The sequence below is a fragment of the Novosphingobium sp. ST904 genome (genome assembly GCF_001298105.1).
Classification (GTDB): domain Bacteria; phylum Pseudomonadota; class Alphaproteobacteria; order Sphingomonadales; family Sphingomonadaceae; genus Novosphingobium.
Map to the genome: position 1 here is coordinate 16,278 of NZ_LGJH01000114.1, position 14,071 is coordinate 30,348.

Annotated in this window: 19 protein-coding genes; 12 read left to right on the forward strand and 7 right to left on the reverse strand. The window is 58.7% G+C overall.

From position 1 onward, the window contains the following. Positions 1–16 precede the first annotated feature (16 nt). Positions 17–535, reverse strand: coding sequence for a MucR family transcriptional regulator (locus tag ADT71_RS04815; protein ID WP_054435575.1), 519 nt, complete (start codon positions 533–535; stop codon positions 17–19). A 240-nt stretch (positions 536–775) separates the two neighbouring features. Between ADT71_RS04815 and ADT71_RS35455 the strand changes: the two genes are divergently transcribed. Continuing rightward, the gene (locus tag ADT71_RS35455) at positions 776–967 is read left to right on the forward strand and encodes a DUF6771 family protein (protein WP_082370165.1); all 192 of its coding nucleotides are present in this window, start codon (positions 776–778) and stop codon (positions 965–967) included. A 65-nt stretch (positions 968–1,032) separates the two neighbouring features. Here ADT71_RS35455 and ADT71_RS04820 read toward each other — a convergent pair whose 3' ends face one another. Continuing rightward, complete coding sequence (locus ADT71_RS04820; protein WP_231635598.1) at positions 1,033–1,719, reverse strand: alpha/beta hydrolase; 687 nt, start codon at positions 1,717–1,719, stop codon at positions 1,033–1,035. Positions 1,720–2,165: 446 nt separating this feature from the next. Between ADT71_RS04820 and ADT71_RS04825 the strand changes: the two genes are divergently transcribed. Together ADT71_RS04825 and ADT71_RS04830 are read left to right on the forward strand one after the other, a co-directional pair. Beyond that, positions 2,166–2,615, forward strand: a complete 450-nt coding sequence (locus ADT71_RS04825; RefSeq protein ID WP_054435604.1) for a LexA family transcriptional regulator — start codon at positions 2,166–2,168, stop codon at positions 2,613–2,615. 3 nt (positions 2,616–2,618) lie between these two features. Beyond that, positions 2,619–3,881, forward strand: coding sequence for a Y-family DNA polymerase (locus ADT71_RS04830; protein ID WP_054435576.1), 1,263 nt, complete (start codon positions 2,619–2,621; stop codon positions 3,879–3,881). 45 nt (positions 3,882–3,926) lie between these two features. Here ADT71_RS04830 and ADT71_RS04835 read toward each other — a convergent pair whose 3' ends face one another. The 5 genes from ADT71_RS04835 to ADT71_RS04855 all read right to left on the reverse strand — a co-directional run bounded on the left by ADT71_RS04835 (position 3,927) and on the right by ADT71_RS04855 (position 6,502). Continuing rightward, the gene (locus tag ADT71_RS04835) at positions 3,927–4,316 is read right to left on the reverse strand and encodes a hypothetical protein (protein ID WP_231635599.1); all 390 of its coding nucleotides are present in this window, start codon (positions 4,314–4,316) and stop codon (positions 3,927–3,929) included. 280 nt (positions 4,317–4,596) lie between these two features. After that, a complete protein-coding gene (locus ADT71_RS04840) occupies positions 4,597–4,965 on the reverse strand; it encodes a winged helix DNA-binding protein (protein WP_054435580.1) in 369 nt (122 codons plus the stop codon). 84 nt (positions 4,966–5,049) lie between these two features. Beyond that, positions 5,050–5,484 (reverse strand): hypothetical protein, encoded by a 435-nt coding sequence (locus ADT71_RS04845; protein WP_054435581.1) that lies wholly within the window; start codon positions 5,482–5,484, stop codon positions 5,050–5,052. Positions 5,485–5,528: 44 nt separating this feature from the next. Then, positions 5,529–5,876 carry a hypothetical protein gene (locus ADT71_RS04850; protein WP_054435583.1) on the reverse strand — a complete coding sequence of 116 codons (348 nt, stop codon included), beginning with the start codon at positions 5,874–5,876 and terminating at the stop codon, positions 5,529–5,531. Between the two features lie 56 nt (positions 5,877–5,932). Continuing rightward, on the reverse strand, positions 5,933–6,502 hold the full coding sequence (locus tag ADT71_RS04855) for a helix-turn-helix domain-containing protein (RefSeq protein ID WP_054435585.1): 570 nt from the start codon (positions 6,500–6,502) through the stop codon (positions 5,933–5,935). A gap of 415 nt (positions 6,503–6,917) precedes the next feature. Between ADT71_RS04855 and ADT71_RS04860 the strand changes: the two genes are divergently transcribed. From ADT71_RS04860 to ADT71_RS35460, 9 genes are all read left to right on the forward strand, one after another. Continuing rightward, positions 6,918–8,285 (forward strand): ABC transporter ATP-binding protein, encoded by a 1,368-nt coding sequence (locus tag ADT71_RS04860; protein WP_054435587.1) that lies wholly within the window; start codon positions 6,918–6,920, stop codon positions 8,283–8,285. 67 nt (positions 8,286–8,352) lie between these two features. After that, positions 8,353–8,709, forward strand: a complete 357-nt coding sequence (locus tag ADT71_RS04865) for a hypothetical protein (protein ID WP_156336480.1) — start codon at positions 8,353–8,355, stop codon at positions 8,707–8,709. A 53-nt stretch (positions 8,710–8,762) separates the two neighbouring features. Next, positions 8,763–8,987 (forward strand): CopG family transcriptional regulator, encoded by a 225-nt coding sequence (locus ADT71_RS04870; RefSeq protein ID WP_054435590.1) that lies wholly within the window; start codon positions 8,763–8,765, stop codon positions 8,985–8,987. Further along, on the forward strand, positions 8,984–9,445 hold the full coding sequence (locus ADT71_RS04875) for a TA system VapC family ribonuclease toxin (protein ID WP_054435592.1): 462 nt from the start codon (positions 8,984–8,986) through the stop codon (positions 9,443–9,445). The genes ADT71_RS04870 and ADT71_RS04875 overlap by 4 nt, the downstream gene beginning before the upstream one ends. After that, entirely contained in the window at positions 9,435–10,196 is a 762-nt protein-coding gene (locus ADT71_RS04880) for a HEPN domain-containing protein (RefSeq protein ID WP_231635600.1), read from the forward strand. The genes ADT71_RS04875 and ADT71_RS04880 overlap by 11 nt, the downstream gene beginning before the upstream one ends. 161 nt (positions 10,197–10,357) lie before the next feature. Further along, the gene (locus tag ADT71_RS04885) at positions 10,358–11,341 is read left to right on the forward strand and encodes a HEPN domain-containing protein (protein ID WP_231635601.1); all 984 of its coding nucleotides are present in this window, start codon (positions 10,358–10,360) and stop codon (positions 11,339–11,341) included. 20 nt (positions 11,342–11,361) lie between these two features. Beyond that, on the forward strand, positions 11,362–12,327 hold the full coding sequence (locus ADT71_RS04890; protein WP_156336482.1) for a hypothetical protein: 966 nt from the start codon (positions 11,362–11,364) through the stop codon (positions 12,325–12,327). 863 nt (positions 12,328–13,190) lie between these two features. Further along, on the forward strand, positions 13,191–13,727 hold the full coding sequence (locus ADT71_RS04895; RefSeq protein ID WP_165913359.1) for an RNA polymerase sigma factor: 537 nt from the start codon (positions 13,191–13,193) through the stop codon (positions 13,725–13,727). Beyond that, positions 13,724–14,035: a DUF4880 domain-containing protein gene (locus ADT71_RS35460; RefSeq protein ID WP_082370163.1), complete on the forward strand. Its 312-nt coding sequence runs from the start codon at positions 13,724–13,726 to the stop codon at positions 14,033–14,035. The genes ADT71_RS04895 and ADT71_RS35460 overlap by 4 nt, the downstream gene beginning before the upstream one ends. Positions 14,036–14,071: the final 36 nt, after the last annotated feature.

Here is a 14,071-nt window from a genome sequence, read left to right on the forward strand (position 1 = left end):
GGTGTCGGTGCCGGCTTTACTGGCCGTCGTCGGCAGGTGTGACCTTCTTTCGTCCGGCGGTCTTGGGCGTTGAGGGCTTTGACGCGGCAGGCGTGGCGGCTTCCGCCTTGGGGCTGCTCTCGGCCCGCTTGGCCTTGGGACGGCCGCGCGAACTTTGTCCCAGGCCGATTTTCACAGCCAGTTCCTTGCGCTTCTCGGCGTAGTTGGGGGCGACGAGAGGGTAGTCAGCCGGCAGATTCCAGCGGTTGCGGTATTGCTCGGGGGTCAACTGGTGGTCGATTCCCAGATGACGCTTGATGAGCTTCATCTTCTTGCCGCACTCGAGACACGTGATCGTGTCGGGCTTGACCGATGCCCGAACTGAAACGGCGGGTGTGCGAGCTTCCACCGTGGGCCCCGGTGCCTGGCCGAGCCCGGCAATTGAATCATAGACGGCGGCGATGAGGTCCGGCAGAGCCTCGGTCGCAACCTTATTGTGACTTACATGCGCGGAAATGATGTCGGTAGCGAGAGTGAGAAGAGTTTCGTCGGCCATTATGCTTCTTTTACCCGAATTGTTGTTTCTTGGCGCGTCGCCCCAAGCACCATGCTTACTTTGAAGCAAGAGCATAGCAATGCCTTTTCCCGGCACGTGGCGACTGAATCGATTTAGGATTTATTCTTTGAGGGCTTGTGTACCTCTGGGTGCGATGCGTTCCCTGGTGCGGATGCCATTACCAGTAATGGGGCGGATTTTTGCTTGCCGTTTGTTCTCTAAATGTTCCAACATCGAGAAATGGATCGACTCGACACTCGGCAGCTCTCGGACGCCATTCTGAATGCACCTGGCTGGGCGCGGGTAGGCCTTACGATGCGCGACCAACGGATGCGTCAAAAGGCCGCAGACGAAGTGGCAAACTGCATTGTCGAGCGCTTGTCGGACTATCCTGAAATTCCAGATCCGAACCAACTCTCTCTGTTTCCGTGACCGATCTATCCGAACTGTCCAGGGATTGATCAGCGGCTTGCGCCTTTTGGGCGCTCGCTATGATGTCACGCAAGCACGCGTCCTGCAAAGTCGATGGCGGCCTCAAGGCCGTCCGGAGATACCCAGTGCCCGACCTCCTGAGAGGCGTGCGTTTCGACCGGCACTTTCGCGGCCTTGAGCGAGGTCGAAGCCAATTCCATGGATTGGAACGGCACAACGTCGTCATCCGTCCCATGGATCAGCAGCACAGGCAGACGGTTCCCGATTTCCGTTTCGAGGCGATCGGGCGCGACCAGCATCCCGGAGATGCCGATGATCCCCGCCAAGGCAGTCGGCCGACGAAGGCCAACGTGAAGGGCCATCATTGTCCCTTGGCTGAAGCCTATGAGGAGCAGGCGCGAACTCTCGATCCCGGCAGCTTCCAACTCCGCAGATAGGAAAGCATCGAGATTGGGCGCTGCGGCATCTGCACCGGCTGTCCGCTCGGCCATCGAGAATGTTTCGATCGGCCACCACTGATGGGCGTCAGCCGTGAACGGAAGAAGGTCCGGGGCATTTGGGGCGACGAATGCAGCGCCGGGGAGTGAGGGTTGCATCGCTTTGCCAAGCGAGATGAGATCGTCGCCATTCGAGCCGTACCCATGGATGAGCACTACCAGCGCATCAGGTTTCGAACCGGACAGCGGTTCAAGGCGGGGGCCATCAAGTACCATGGGAACACTCTCGATAAGGATGCGGGGCTTCAGCGTCACGCGAAGCGCACCATTGGCCTAGCGGTACTCAGTCTACAGATCGGACAACGCTCGGCCGAACCGCGCGCCATCCCGAGCCGATCAGCTCCAATGGTACGGCGCAAGTATCGCAAAGTGCGAGATACCGATCGTCCTTGCTGCGTGCGAGCGACACCGGGGAGGGCTTATGACGCCCGATCAGGCAGAGCACCGACATGGGGGAAGGATACCTGGAACGAATCCGCTCGTCAGTGACTAGCTTATGCACAGGCTGTGGATAGTGAGGATAAGATCGGCGCCCTTGGTTGCCAGATAGCCGCTTCGCACCCTGCGGTAGCCGGAGACGAGATTTTCCAGGCAAAAATACATCTGAAATACAATATGATATGCGGTTGTTCGCGCAAAATTGGGCACCGCGTGAACTTACAATGTTCCCATAATGTTCCGTGATGCTTTATGGGGACACTATGTCATCCGGGTTTGCCTTGCCTTGTTCGATTCCTTTGCCGCTTGAGGAGCTGCCCAACGAATGGCGCCTGCGCCTCGCTGGCATCGCCGGCGCAGGGTTTCCCTCGCCAGCGCAGGATTGGGAGGAATCGGCGATCAATCTCGTTGACTTGCTTCGACTGGATCGGGCAGCAAGCTTTGTCTTTCGGATCAGCGGTCAGTCCATGATCGATGCAGGACTATTCGATTCAGACGTTGTCGTCGTCGATCGCGATGCGAAACCTGTGAATGGGCGTATCGTTATCGCGGTGGTCGACGGCGGCTTCGTTGTGCGCCAGTTGTGCGTTCGCGGCGGCGTGCCGATGCTCGAGGCCCGCAACAGCCGCATGCACTATGACCCGGTCATTGCAGACGAGAGCGTGGAAGTGTGGGGCGTCGTGCGCGCCAGCGTACGCAATCTTCAGGGCTAGGCCATGAGCTGGGCCATCCTCGATATCGAGAACTTCTATTGCAGCGCGGAGCGTGTGTTCGATCCTTCGCTGCGCGGTGTTCCGCTGATCGTGCTCTCGAACGGCGACGGCTGTGCGATTGCGCGCTCGTCCGAGGCCAAGGCGCTGCACATCAAGATGGGAGCCCCGATGTTCAAGATCCGTGATGTTGTCCGCCGTCACGGCATCCAGTGCCGCTCGTCGTCCTACGAACTCTATGCGGACATGAATCGGCGCTTCAATGCGGTGATTGCCGAATTCACCGACACGGTCGAGATCTACTCGATCGACGAATCCTTCTTTCGCCTGCCGGTGCTGCCCGGCGGGCTCGGCGACGTCGAGATGGCGCACCGAGTCCGCGAGGCGGTCAAACGCTCGGTTGGACTTCCGACCCGGATCGGCCTGGGGCCTACCCGCACGTTGAGCAAAGTGGCCAATGGGCTCGCGAAAGCCTCCGAAAAAGTCTGGAACGGCGTTGTCGATCTGCACGATGAAGGATTGCGGCGGCGTCTTTTTGCGGCCTGGCCGATTGAGGAAGTCTGGGGAATCGGTGCTGCCATGGCGAGAAAGCTGAGGCCGCTGGGGGTCAAGACTACCGCGGACCTTGCGGCGCTGCCGCCCGAGGTGGCGCGCGATGTGGGGACGGTCGTGTTGGAGCGACTGGTTCGCGAACTCAACGGGATCGAATGTGCGGGCTTCGAACCAGAGCCTGCTGCACTCAAATCCACGGCGGTGACGCGAAATTTCGGAGAACCGGTGCGCGATATTGAGGCGCTTCGAGAGGCGATGGTCCGGCGCGCGGTGCGCGCAGCCGAAAAGATCAGAAACCAGAAATTGCAGGCGAGCCGTCTGATTGCTTTTGCGCACGGCAGCCGTTTCAAGCCGGACGCACCATCGGCCTCCCGCATGGCCCGGCTCTCCCCGGCCACCAATGACCCGCGCGTCATCGCCGGGATGGCTGGAAGGATCGCTGAAGCCATCTTCGAGCGCGGAGCAGTCTACACCAAGTGCGGCGTGATGCTTGAAGGGCTAGAGCAGGAGGCGAGGGGGCAACTCGACATGTTTTCCGTTCCCGATCCCAGATCACCGAAGCTCTTGGCCGCGCTGGATGCGATCAATGGAAAATTCGGACGGCAGACATTGCGGCTCGGATCCGAAGGAATGGGTGTCAAAGCCTATGATACCAAGCGTGCTCTGAAGAGCCCATCATGGACGACGCGGATTGATCAGGTGCCCATAGCCCGCTGATGCCGCGCCCGGTGCTCGGTCCGCCCGGGGATGGCCGCAACCAGATCAAACCTGATAGCGAATATTTCGGACCATGAGATCCATCACCTCGTCGATCGCCTGGCGTACCTCTTCCGTTAAAACCAGATTTCGCCTTCGGCAATCGAAAGCATCCGGCGTGCGGATCACAGCCCCCATTTTCTCAAGCCTGCTCGCGAGCCGGTGCGCACTGGGTTGGGACAACTCCCGGATGCAGATCGCCGATTGATAAACCGACCGCTCCTCCGAACCCGCGAGGTAGAGATCCAGAATGGCATCCCAGTAAGGGTCACTGCTGAGCACATTCCCGAGCAACTTGGTGGCGGTGTAGCGCATGCGCATGACGATCTGGCAAATTTCCGCCCTGTTCGATTGCTCGACATCGCTGCGGCAGCCGCAACCCGGTCCGGTGACCACGGAAAGGACGCTTCTCATCAAATGTGACGCCATGAATTCGTCTCCAATTATGAGTTCCGGCCTGGAGTCGTTGAGAGGCAGCAATCGGAGGGTTCAGGCCATTTTTCGGCAGACAAACCCGCCGCTGCCCCCCGAGGATGATAAGGAATGCATTGGATGTTGCAGGGCAGGGCCCGGAACGCGCACCAGGCGAGATTCGCGAGGCTATCTGAGGACTGGCGAAGCAATTTGCAGGCACCCAAGATGCCGCTTGCTGCATCCCTCGCACGGGCGGAAGAGGTCATTGCCCATCATAGGCCTCCATCAGTTCGAGTAGGATGTCGTCAACACGGACATGGAAACCGTGCTCAAGAGAAATGAAGACCCGTCGTCGATCTGTGGGGTCCGGGGTTCTTCGCAGATTTCCGCTGCCGACCAGATCGGCGATCGCCTTGAGCGTTGTGCTCCTGGGGTGCCCGGCGAGGTGAATTAGGTCGGTGATGACGACCGGCCGGTCTTCACTCGCCGCGATGTAAATCTCCAGGATGATGTACCACTGGATGAAGGACGTCGGCCGCCCTTCGATGAGCTTGCGACGAGAAATGTCGGCGGAAAGGAGCCGGCGAGCGAACGACGAGGTTCGCTCATCAGTGACGCGACGTAGCGACATTTTCGCGGGCTTGCGATTCCGCGCCGAACCAGAGCCGATAGATTCTCGGCGCCGGACAGAGCGGAAAGAAGCGCGACCCAAGTGCTACGGCGCGCGCGAATTCACCAAGGAGTGATGGTGAAGAGCCGTTGCCACGATGAGCTGTACTAGAATGAACCAGCTCCAGATTTGTTCGCTGATGGCAAAGGGAATGGCAATATGGGAGTGCCGGAGTACCGGACCGAAATGGGCGACGACCGTCAGTAGCTGCGCGGCGGTCATCCAGATTGGCCAGAAACGGTTGCTTGAAAACATGATGGCGCCGAATGCCCCCAGCATGGAAAAGTCGACGAGGAGCGTGCCAATCTCCCCATAGTGCCAGGGATCGGGAGCGCGGGTCTGGGCTAACGCGGACAAAATGGAGCCGACCAGGACGATGGCTGCTACAAGCCGCAGTGACTGGTCGCCCTTCCAGAATGCGAAAGCAGAGCTTCCCACAAGGAGTATCAAAAACGCTATGGGAACGACCATGCTCGGCATAGTTTCTCGATCTGTTGCGGGAAGCAAGCATGAAGCCGGTGCTTTCAGGCCGCGTGTTCGCGGACGACCTGCAGAGTTGCCGAAGACGGGCAGCCTGCGAGGCTCCCAAATCCCGTTTCAGGCAGCCTCAGGTCGTTCCTCGTTCCCGCAAGAGCTGCATGGGCTGCTATCATCGCACCGCGCGCGTCGGTAATCGATTGGAGAGATGCGACGAGTTGGACTATGGCCGCGTGCCCCGTCTCCATGGGCAGACCGGCGCTCAGCCTGGCCTGCGGGAGGTAAGCGAGGAGACCGGCGGTCTGCGAAAAGCTCTCGTCGAGACTGCTTTCGAGGGGCACGATCTTTTCGGCGACCGTGCGGGCGGCGGCCTGGAGGGCATGGGACTTGAGCATACAGGTTCTCCTCGCGCCGGTCAGGCACGTTGCAGGCGTTTCAACAAGCGGGTGGATCAAGGCAGGCGGATCACCCAGGATTCAGAGCCCACGAGGAGCTCTTGAAACCCAATCCCCAGAACGACGAGGGTCATCGCACAGACCATGAGGATGATCGCAACCGGGAACACCAGCGCCAGGCGGGTTTTCCAATTGAGATCGTTCTCTTGTCGTCCGGCTGTCGGGAATGGCCAGGGGAAACCACGTTTCCGGAGAGACGCCTCCTCGTCGATACCGCGGGGGGTATCGACAATTTCGGCGGGCTCCGAGTTATCGGTCTCGTAACCGTCACCCGACATGCCTACAGCCCCACTTGGCTCGGCCGCGGGCGGATTGACCATTGGAGAAAAACTGCTTGGAGTTTTTCTCCAATGGTCGAGGCTCTGTTCGTATTCGACCATCCAGAGCGCAGCTGCCTTGCTGCTCGACACCCCAACGATCTCCCGGCACTGCGCGAGCCTGTGGTTTACTGTCGACTCCGAAACCCCAAGGGTCTTGGCAATTTCCTTGATCTGCAGATGTGCATGCACAAGCCGAAGAGTGTCGCGTTGGGCGTCGCTGAGCTTGGAGTAACGAACTGCGGGCATCGCCGGTCACTATGCACAGACCGCCAAGGCACTGAAAGGGCAACTTATATTCAACGACTCGTTTACATTCTGATGACACCGGCCGCCGCTGCGGTGCCTCACGGGCGCGACCCCGCGGTGTAAAGGTGATGCCGCTCTGGCCGGGTGTCTCAGCGCTCACGCCGTTTCTCATTCAATTTTCGGTGCAAATTCCATCAACGCCACGAAGGCCGCGTACCCTAAAAGAGTGCGAAAATTCTTTTCGTTTTTCCGATGTGAACGTTTGCAGCGAGGCGATAGGCACGTCCTCTTTGCTGGTAGGCTCTAGCGGGTTTTTGGGCAGAATCTGTCCTTCTTGTCTTAGGTCGGCGTTGGAAACGATGTCACGCTGCTGCGCTGGACCTGGCATGTCGACATGCCTGGACGAGGAGATTCGGTGGCCGGCGAGAACCCCACGATAGCGATGACGAGGACTTTCAGGGCGCTGCTCGCAGAAATGATGGGCAGGGCGCTCCGTCTTCGGGCGTTCGTGATTTTGGGCCTTCTTCTGGAGACTCTGGGCCTGATCATGACCGTTGCCTATCCGGTCGCACTGAAGGACCTGATCGATTTGTTGGCAGGGAAGGGCGGAAGCGCTCTTGCATTGGTCTCAGCAATTGTTCTGGCGGCGGGTTGCTGGGCCGGCCCGAACCTCACAGGCGCATGCCGGCATTTTTGCACGACCCGCATCTGCGGGGTTCTCGCGAACGAATTTACGCGGCGGAGCGTGGCGAGCCAGCTTCCTCTCCTGGCGACAACGGCCAAGGGTGAAACGGGGGTGATACTGGGCGCCTTGGAAAGGATGCCGTTCAGTCTCCAGCTCATTGTGGATGGGCTGATGTGGCAGGTCCTACCCCTCACCGTGCAGTTGGTGGTCTCTCTGATCGTTCTGGCAGGCCTTGCGCCGACGGTCTATGCCTGGCTCACGACGGGTCTGCTTGGTCTGGTCCTGGCCTGCGCCTACTTTAATGCGCGTCGGTGGAAGAAACTGGCGGCTGGCATCAACGCCGCATCGGGTCGGATGTCTCACATCCAGACGGATGTAATCCGAAATGCGCGGAGGGTGGTGTTCAACGGCAATGTCGCGGGTGAACTGCGATGGATCGCCAGTGGGGGGCTTGAGAGGCGGCAGGCCGCGGAGGCGGGGGCGGTTTCCCTTATTCGCTTTTCGTTCGTGCAGAACGCGCTCCTGTGCGCCGGGGTGCTGTTCATCTTCTACCTCGGCGCGCTGGATATCCGCGCCGGCGTCATGACGGTGGGAACCTTCGTTCTAATCCAAAGCTATCTGTTCCGCCTGACGCAGCCTGCCGCCAGCTTCGTATTTCTGATCCTGGGCGCAGGCGTGGCGATGGAAAATATTGCGGCCGTTTTGGACATGGCGACGCCCATGCCAGCAGATAGCGATCGTGAGCATCATCGGCCTGCGGGGCCCGCACGGATAAGCATCGAGCGTTTGGGTTTCAGCTACGGCGCCGGTCTGCCGGAAATCGGCGAAATCGATTTGGAAATCGCCTCGGGGTCATTCGTTGCGATCGTTGGGCCCAGCGGGGCTGGTAAGTCGACGCTGGCCCAGTTGATTGCCGGGCTCAAATCGCCAGCGCGCGGTCGGGTAATGATAGGAGACGCGGATCTATCGTCGGTCGAGCCCGGTGAGCGCTCCCGCCATATCCTCTACGTCCCGCAGTTCATCAGCCTGTTCGATCGTCCGCTACGAGACAACCTTCTCTCACCACTCCCGCCGATCACGATGAGGCGCCGCGTCTAGCCTGCTGTCGGAATGGCGCTTTGCGAGTGCGGGGCAGGCGATCGACCTGGACGCCATGGTAGGCGAAATGGGCGAGAAGCTTTCGGGCGGGCAGGTTCAGAAGGTCGAGTTTGCCCGCGTCTTCGGCGTAAAGGTGCCGGCCATCGTGTTCGATGAAAGCAGCTCATCCCTTGACCCGGTAAGCGAACAGCAGATCATAGACCGACTCCGACGCGAACTCCTGCCTGCGACCACCGTCCTGTTCGTTACACACCGGCAAACTGTGGCGCAGCACGCGGATAGCGTGATCTTCATGCGAGGAGGCAGGGTCGTGGGGCTAGGGCGTCACGTGGAACTGTTAAAGGCGAATAGCGAGTACCGGCGCCTCTGGTCGGGGATAGGTAAACGTAAGAAGCAGGACGATAATCTGGCTATATTGGGCTAGGCGGATCGATGCATCTTTGGTAGATGTGTGATGCTTGATGCAGCGAGACTCCGATGCGCACAACCTTGGCAATCGATGACGATGTACTGGCTGCCGCGCGCAAGATCGCGGATCAGCAGGGGCGCACGATCGGAGAGGTGATCTCTGAACTTGCGCGTCAGTCGATCAGGAGGCCGAGCGATCAAGATGAACGTAATGGCGTTCCGCTCCTGTCCACCAAGAGTGACGTCATCATCACGCTCGACATCGTGAACGCGCTGCGTGATGAGGCGTCATGACTTATCTGCCCGACGTGAATGTTCTGGTTGCACTTATCGATCCAGCACATGTCGGACATGAGGCCGCTCATGCCTGGTTCGCCGGGACAGGCCGGAGGAATTGGGCCACCTGTCCGCTCACCCAGAACGGCGTCATCCGGATCATCGGAAACCCGCGCTATCCCAACAGCGCCGGCTCGCCGGCAGAAGCTAGCGAGATCATGCGCCGCCTTTGTGCGCTTGATGGGCACCAGTTCTGGGGCGACACCGTCAACCTGCTCGAATGCGACTTCGTCGATACCGGTGAAATCCGCACGTCTGCACAGCTCACCGATACCTACCTTCTCGCGCTGGCGATGACGCATCAGGGCAAACTTGCCACATTCGATCGCAAGCTTTCGCTTCGACCGGTGCGAGGCGGACGCAAAGCGCTTCACCTGATTGATGGGGCTGGGGGAAGGGATGTCGGTGCGGTCTGATCTTGATCATTTGCCGGCGGACCGCCGCCGGGAAATAGCCGATTTAGTCTTGCCGGCCATTCTCTCGTCGTTCGAGGATGCCCACGGGCGTTCGGTGACAGGTTGGAAGAAGAAGGGCCGGATCCACAAGATCGTCCTCTACGGCAGCTTTGCGCGCGGAACATGGGTTTATGAGCCGCATACCAAGAAGGCCTACTCGTCGGATTACGACTTGCTTGTCATGGTGAACCGCAAGCAGGTGGTCGAGAACGTAGAGTACTGGTCCGCGCTCGACGAGAAGTTCATCGAGGCCCGCGCAAAAGGGCAATTGCTCAGCCTGCCATCGATCATCGTGCACACCCGGCAGGAGGTCCATAACGCGCTGGCGGAGGGCCGCTACTTCTTTCAAGATGTCATCAAGGACGGAATACTACTCTACGATGCGGATGATACTCCGTTCCCGAAGCCGCGGCCGAAGACTGCGGCGGACAAGCTAGGGTTGGCGAAGGAATACTACGCGGAGTGGTTTCCATCTGCAGGCGAATTTTATGACGCGTACGAGTTTGCGCTTCGCAAGGAACGACTTCCAAACGCTGCATTCCAACTCCACCAGAGCGTAGAGCATTTGTACAATGCCGCTCTCACCGTTCTGACATTCTACACGCCCCACAACCATAATATCCGTGCGTTGCGGGGGGATGGTCGACAAACTCGACCGTCGGTTTGTTCATGTATGGCCCCGAGACTTTCGATGGCAGAACGCCGCTTTTAACGTGTTGCGCGACGCATATGTCAAAGCGCGTTACGCGAAGAGGGGATACAAGATCACGAAAGACCAGCTTGAATGGCTCGGAGGTATTGCCAGGGATCTCGCGGAGGTTGTGCAGGAAGTCTGTACCGGGCGCATTGCAGAGCTGCAAATAGAAGCTAACCTTGAAGGATCAGATCAAATCGAGCCCGGCTATCCGCTCGAGCAATGTCATTGGAAGACCGGACATGAAATTTGGTATTGAGCATGTGCCTGTCACAGAACGACCGGAGCTCGAGCGTATTCTTGGGATGATCCTTGAAGAGTTCGAGGATGTCCTCTCGCTTGCGCAGCGCGAGTGGAAGAGCAAGGGCCAAATCACGAAGATTGTGCTTTATGGTAGTCACGCTCGGGGCGATTGGGTGGATGAACATCATACTCGGGTTGGCAAGCATTCTGACTGGGACCTCATCGTAATCGTCAACGACGAACGTTTGACGGATCGAGTGAAGTATTGGAAGAACGTCACCGATCGCCTCTTCATGGAGTACCGGTACACCCACCGGCTAAGGTCACCGGCCCACTACTTCGTGTACACGATGGACCAGATCAACGGATCCCTCGAGAGTGGACGTTACTTCTTCGTCGACTTCTCCGAGACGGGAGTCGTCCATCAGACCGACACTGCCGAGTTTACGACGCCCAAGAGTTTATCGCCGAAGCGGGCCTACGGCATGAGCCGTGACTATTTTGAAGACTGGTACGAGAGTGCGGTGGAGTTCTATGACGGCTATGTTTTTTCGCGGGACAAAGGCCGCCTCAAGAACGCAGCGTTCCAGCTGCATCAATGCGTGGAGCGACTGTACCATACCGTTCTTCTCGTTTTCACGCTCTACACGCCGCACAGCCACAACATCGTCGAGCTCCGCAGCGCGGCAGAGAAGCACGATCCCGTGCTCCAAGGAGCCTGGCCGCGGCTGGCCGAAGAAGAGATCGCGGCCTTTGAGAAGCTCCAGCAGGCTTATGTGAAGGCGCGTTACCCGCGCGACTATCAGATCCGGGAAGATCAACTCACCTGGCTGGGTGAGCGCACGGAGGCGCTGATCGGGCTGGTGGAAAGTACCTGCAGATCTAAGCTGGCCGATCTCGAAGCCAATCTGAAACCATAAGCTATCATTTATGATAGCGATTGCGCCTGAAAGCGGCGATCAACGCTTCGAAAATGGCCCTTTGGGGCGCTAATCTCTTTTCAGGGCTTGTAATATCTGGCCAACTGTCCCCTCAGCAAGAGGGGGATTCGATGCGAATTGCGGCCTTACTTATTGCACCGATGTTGCTGATGAGCGGTGTGGCACATGCCGACACGAGCGGAGAGGACTGGAAAGAAGGCTCGGAGCTTTACGCCAAATATTTTGGTCCATTTCGCTATCGGAAGAATGGGCCGTTCATTGTCGACTACCAGATCGGCAACCCAAAGAAGGCATTGTCAGCCTGCCGCCATTTCGCGGAAACGGGCTACAAACGTAGCGCCTATTCAGGTGCCTGCGAAATGTTCCTCTACCCGTCTGGGGCCAAGTTGCCTCAGGCTGCGGAGGCTAGAAGCATTTACGAGCGGCTGTTCGAAAGAGCCACGACGCAGCCTGGGCGTGTGGCGGTAGCCCTTACTCTCGATGTCGGTGCCGATTACGAGATTATGGTGGACCCAAGCCCTGAAGTGCTCAACGCGGTCTATCCTGAGCGGGGAGCGCGAGAAGCGAGGACCGTCGCGGAAGCTTATGCTCTACACAATCGGACGAGCCCTCAAAAGGTGCAGTGGCTCTACGACCATGGAGCGCGACTGTGTGAAAAGGATTGGGGGCCGCCCGAACGGAGGTTTTCGTGCCTGACGTTCTATTCCACGAACGACGATCAAGTTCCTCATTTCGACGAGACACTGGCTGTTCTCGAGCGCAATGGTTTCCGTCCTCGCTCGGGCTCAGAGGTCTATCACGCGATTGATGGCGCAAACCTGATTCGCGAGGGGCGAATGGATTCATACGACAGGTACTACGCATTGCTGGATGCACGAACCACCGCGCAGGTGCGGCTCGACGTAAGGAAAATGAGGCGCAAATCGCTGCCGCAAAGTTGGAAAAGGCGCGCGCAGAGGGGTTGATCGCTCCCACAGACGCGGAGAACCTCGCTGCCGCCAAGCGATTTTCTGAGGTCGGCACTCCCGTTTGCAGAAAGCTGATGGTTGAGGGCAGGGCGTTCCGGTTCGCTGCCACGGTCGAAAAAGCAACTCGCACAAGACTACAACTGCGCGCCGGATCAATCAGATCCGACACGTCGGAATTCACTAATCTTCCATACCACGACACGCGAATTTCGCCGGGAGTGGTGTTTTGGGACGACGCGGGCTCTTGGTCCGATTGCCGACTTGATTCCTGAGAAGCGCTGCTCGAAAATACGGTGAACATCAACCGATATGTACCCGCCCGCCAGCATCTCGCCCCCTGGCAACAGAAAATCGGAGTTCCGTCGGGGGAATGTGCTTGAAACACGCCGCAGGATGGGGAGGGCAGGATCCATGGCCCTGCAGATGAGCACCCGCCTCGTGAAAAGGATCGCCGCGTTCAAGCCCTCGGGTGCTATTGTGTAACCGGCGCTGGGCGAGAGGCGCATTTCCGCCGTCGCATCAGCGCATTCCAAGGCCAATAGGGGCGACCTCGTGAAGATGGACGCAGGTGCCCGTATCGAGCCGAGGGTTGGTACATTGCAATTTCATGGCGGTTCGGTCATTATCTCTACCGGATCGGTAGAGCTGGCGCTCGATCCGTGGAATAACCTCGCCAGGCATGCACGCCAGTCGCAATGCTGACAGGCGGCCGCACCGGACCAGGGCTTCACCCTAACGGCGGCATCACCTCGTGAACCGTGAGACCGGCAATTGCTGGGCGTTCGGTGTTGCCGCTTCTGGTTTTGCATGTTCGAAAACGTTTTTGTACACGACGTGACACGTTATCACGGTGTTTCGCCGTGAGCGGGGGTTCCGGGAAAGCACCCGCTTCGTCCAGCATCGAATTTGCCATAGAGAAATTGTTCCGAGACGAACGACGGGGCATTCTGCGATACCTATCGAAGCGCGTGGATGGGCAGGATGATGCCCAGGATGTGCTGCAAGAGGCTTTTATGCGCTTGGTGTTGGCTAAACCGGCGGCGCTGAATGAGCGTCCGGAGGCTTACTTGCAAAGGGTCGTCCAGAATGTCGTCATTGATAGGTTCAGGCGTTCGAGGAACCAACCGGTAACAGGACCCCTATGGGACGACGACGATGTCGCGATAAGCGTTGCGCCTCAGCAAGGCTGGGCACTTGAGGCGGAGGACGCGATGGAAAAGTATCGCCGTGTCTTGGGAGACTTACCACCTCGCACTCGCGAGATTTTTGAACTGAATCGTGTAGACGCGCTCACTTACCATGAGATCGCTGCCCGCTACGGCGTAACGGTTAAGGCGATCGAATATCATATGAGCAAGGCCCTTCAACACCTACATCAGGCCTTTTACGGCGAATGACACAGATACATGCTACCGATCGAGAACGCGCTCGTGCGGAGGCTGCGGATTGGTGTGTCCGCGTAAATGGTCGTGGCGACCAGTCTGTCGATCTGGAATTCGAGCGCTGGTTGGCGCTGACTCCCCTGAACCGTCAACTTTTCAGCGAAATGAGCGAGCTCCATCGCTTCGGCGCGACACTCCGATCAGAAATGATGGAAACCCCGGCTATCGAGAGGCGGCAGCATCAACAGTTCCGAGGCAGACGTAAGCGTCCGCCCTCCGGCGTGTTGCGGCATTCAGGCTCGGGGCTGATGGACCTCCGCTAAGGGGTCTCTTTCTGGACTCCAGAAGGAGGCCAAGTG

Coding starts and splice junctions, on each gene's coding strand:
- ADT71_RS04815 (WP_054435575.1), bottom strand. CDS start 535: ATGGCCGACGAAACTCTTCTCACTCTCGCTACCGACATCATTTCCGCG.
- ADT71_RS35455 (WP_082370165.1), top strand. CDS start 776: ATGGATCGACTCGACACTCGGCAGCTCTCGGACGCCATTCTGAATGCA.
- ADT71_RS04825 (WP_054435604.1), top strand. CDS start 2,166: ATGTCATCCGGGTTTGCCTTGCCTTGTTCGATTCCTTTGCCGCTTGAG.
- ADT71_RS04830 (WP_054435576.1), top strand. CDS start 2,619: ATGAGCTGGGCCATCCTCGATATCGAGAACTTCTATTGCAGCGCGGAG.
- ADT71_RS04840 (WP_054435580.1), bottom strand. CDS start 4,965: ATGTCGCTACGTCGCGTCACTGATGAGCGAACCTCGTCGTTCGCTCGC.
- ADT71_RS04845 (WP_054435581.1), bottom strand. CDS start 5,484: ATGCCGAGCATGGTCGTTCCCATAGCGTTTTTGATACTCCTTGTGGGA.
- ADT71_RS04850 (WP_054435583.1), bottom strand. CDS start 5,876: ATGCTCAAGTCCCATGCCCTCCAGGCCGCCGCCCGCACGGTCGCCGAA.
- ADT71_RS04855 (WP_054435585.1), bottom strand. CDS start 6,502: ATGCCCGCAGTTCGTTACTCCAAGCTCAGCGACGCCCAACGCGACACT.
- ADT71_RS04865 (WP_156336480.1), top strand. CDS start 8,353: ATGGGCGAGAAGCTTTCGGGCGGGCAGGTTCAGAAGGTCGAGTTTGCC.
- ADT71_RS04870 (WP_054435590.1), top strand. CDS start 8,763: ATGCGCACAACCTTGGCAATCGATGACGATGTACTGGCTGCCGCGCGC.
- ADT71_RS04875 (WP_054435592.1), top strand. CDS start 8,984: ATGACTTATCTGCCCGACGTGAATGTTCTGGTTGCACTTATCGATCCA.
- ADT71_RS35460 (WP_082370163.1), top strand. CDS start 13,724: ATGACACAGATACATGCTACCGATCGAGAACGCGCTCGTGCGGAGGCT.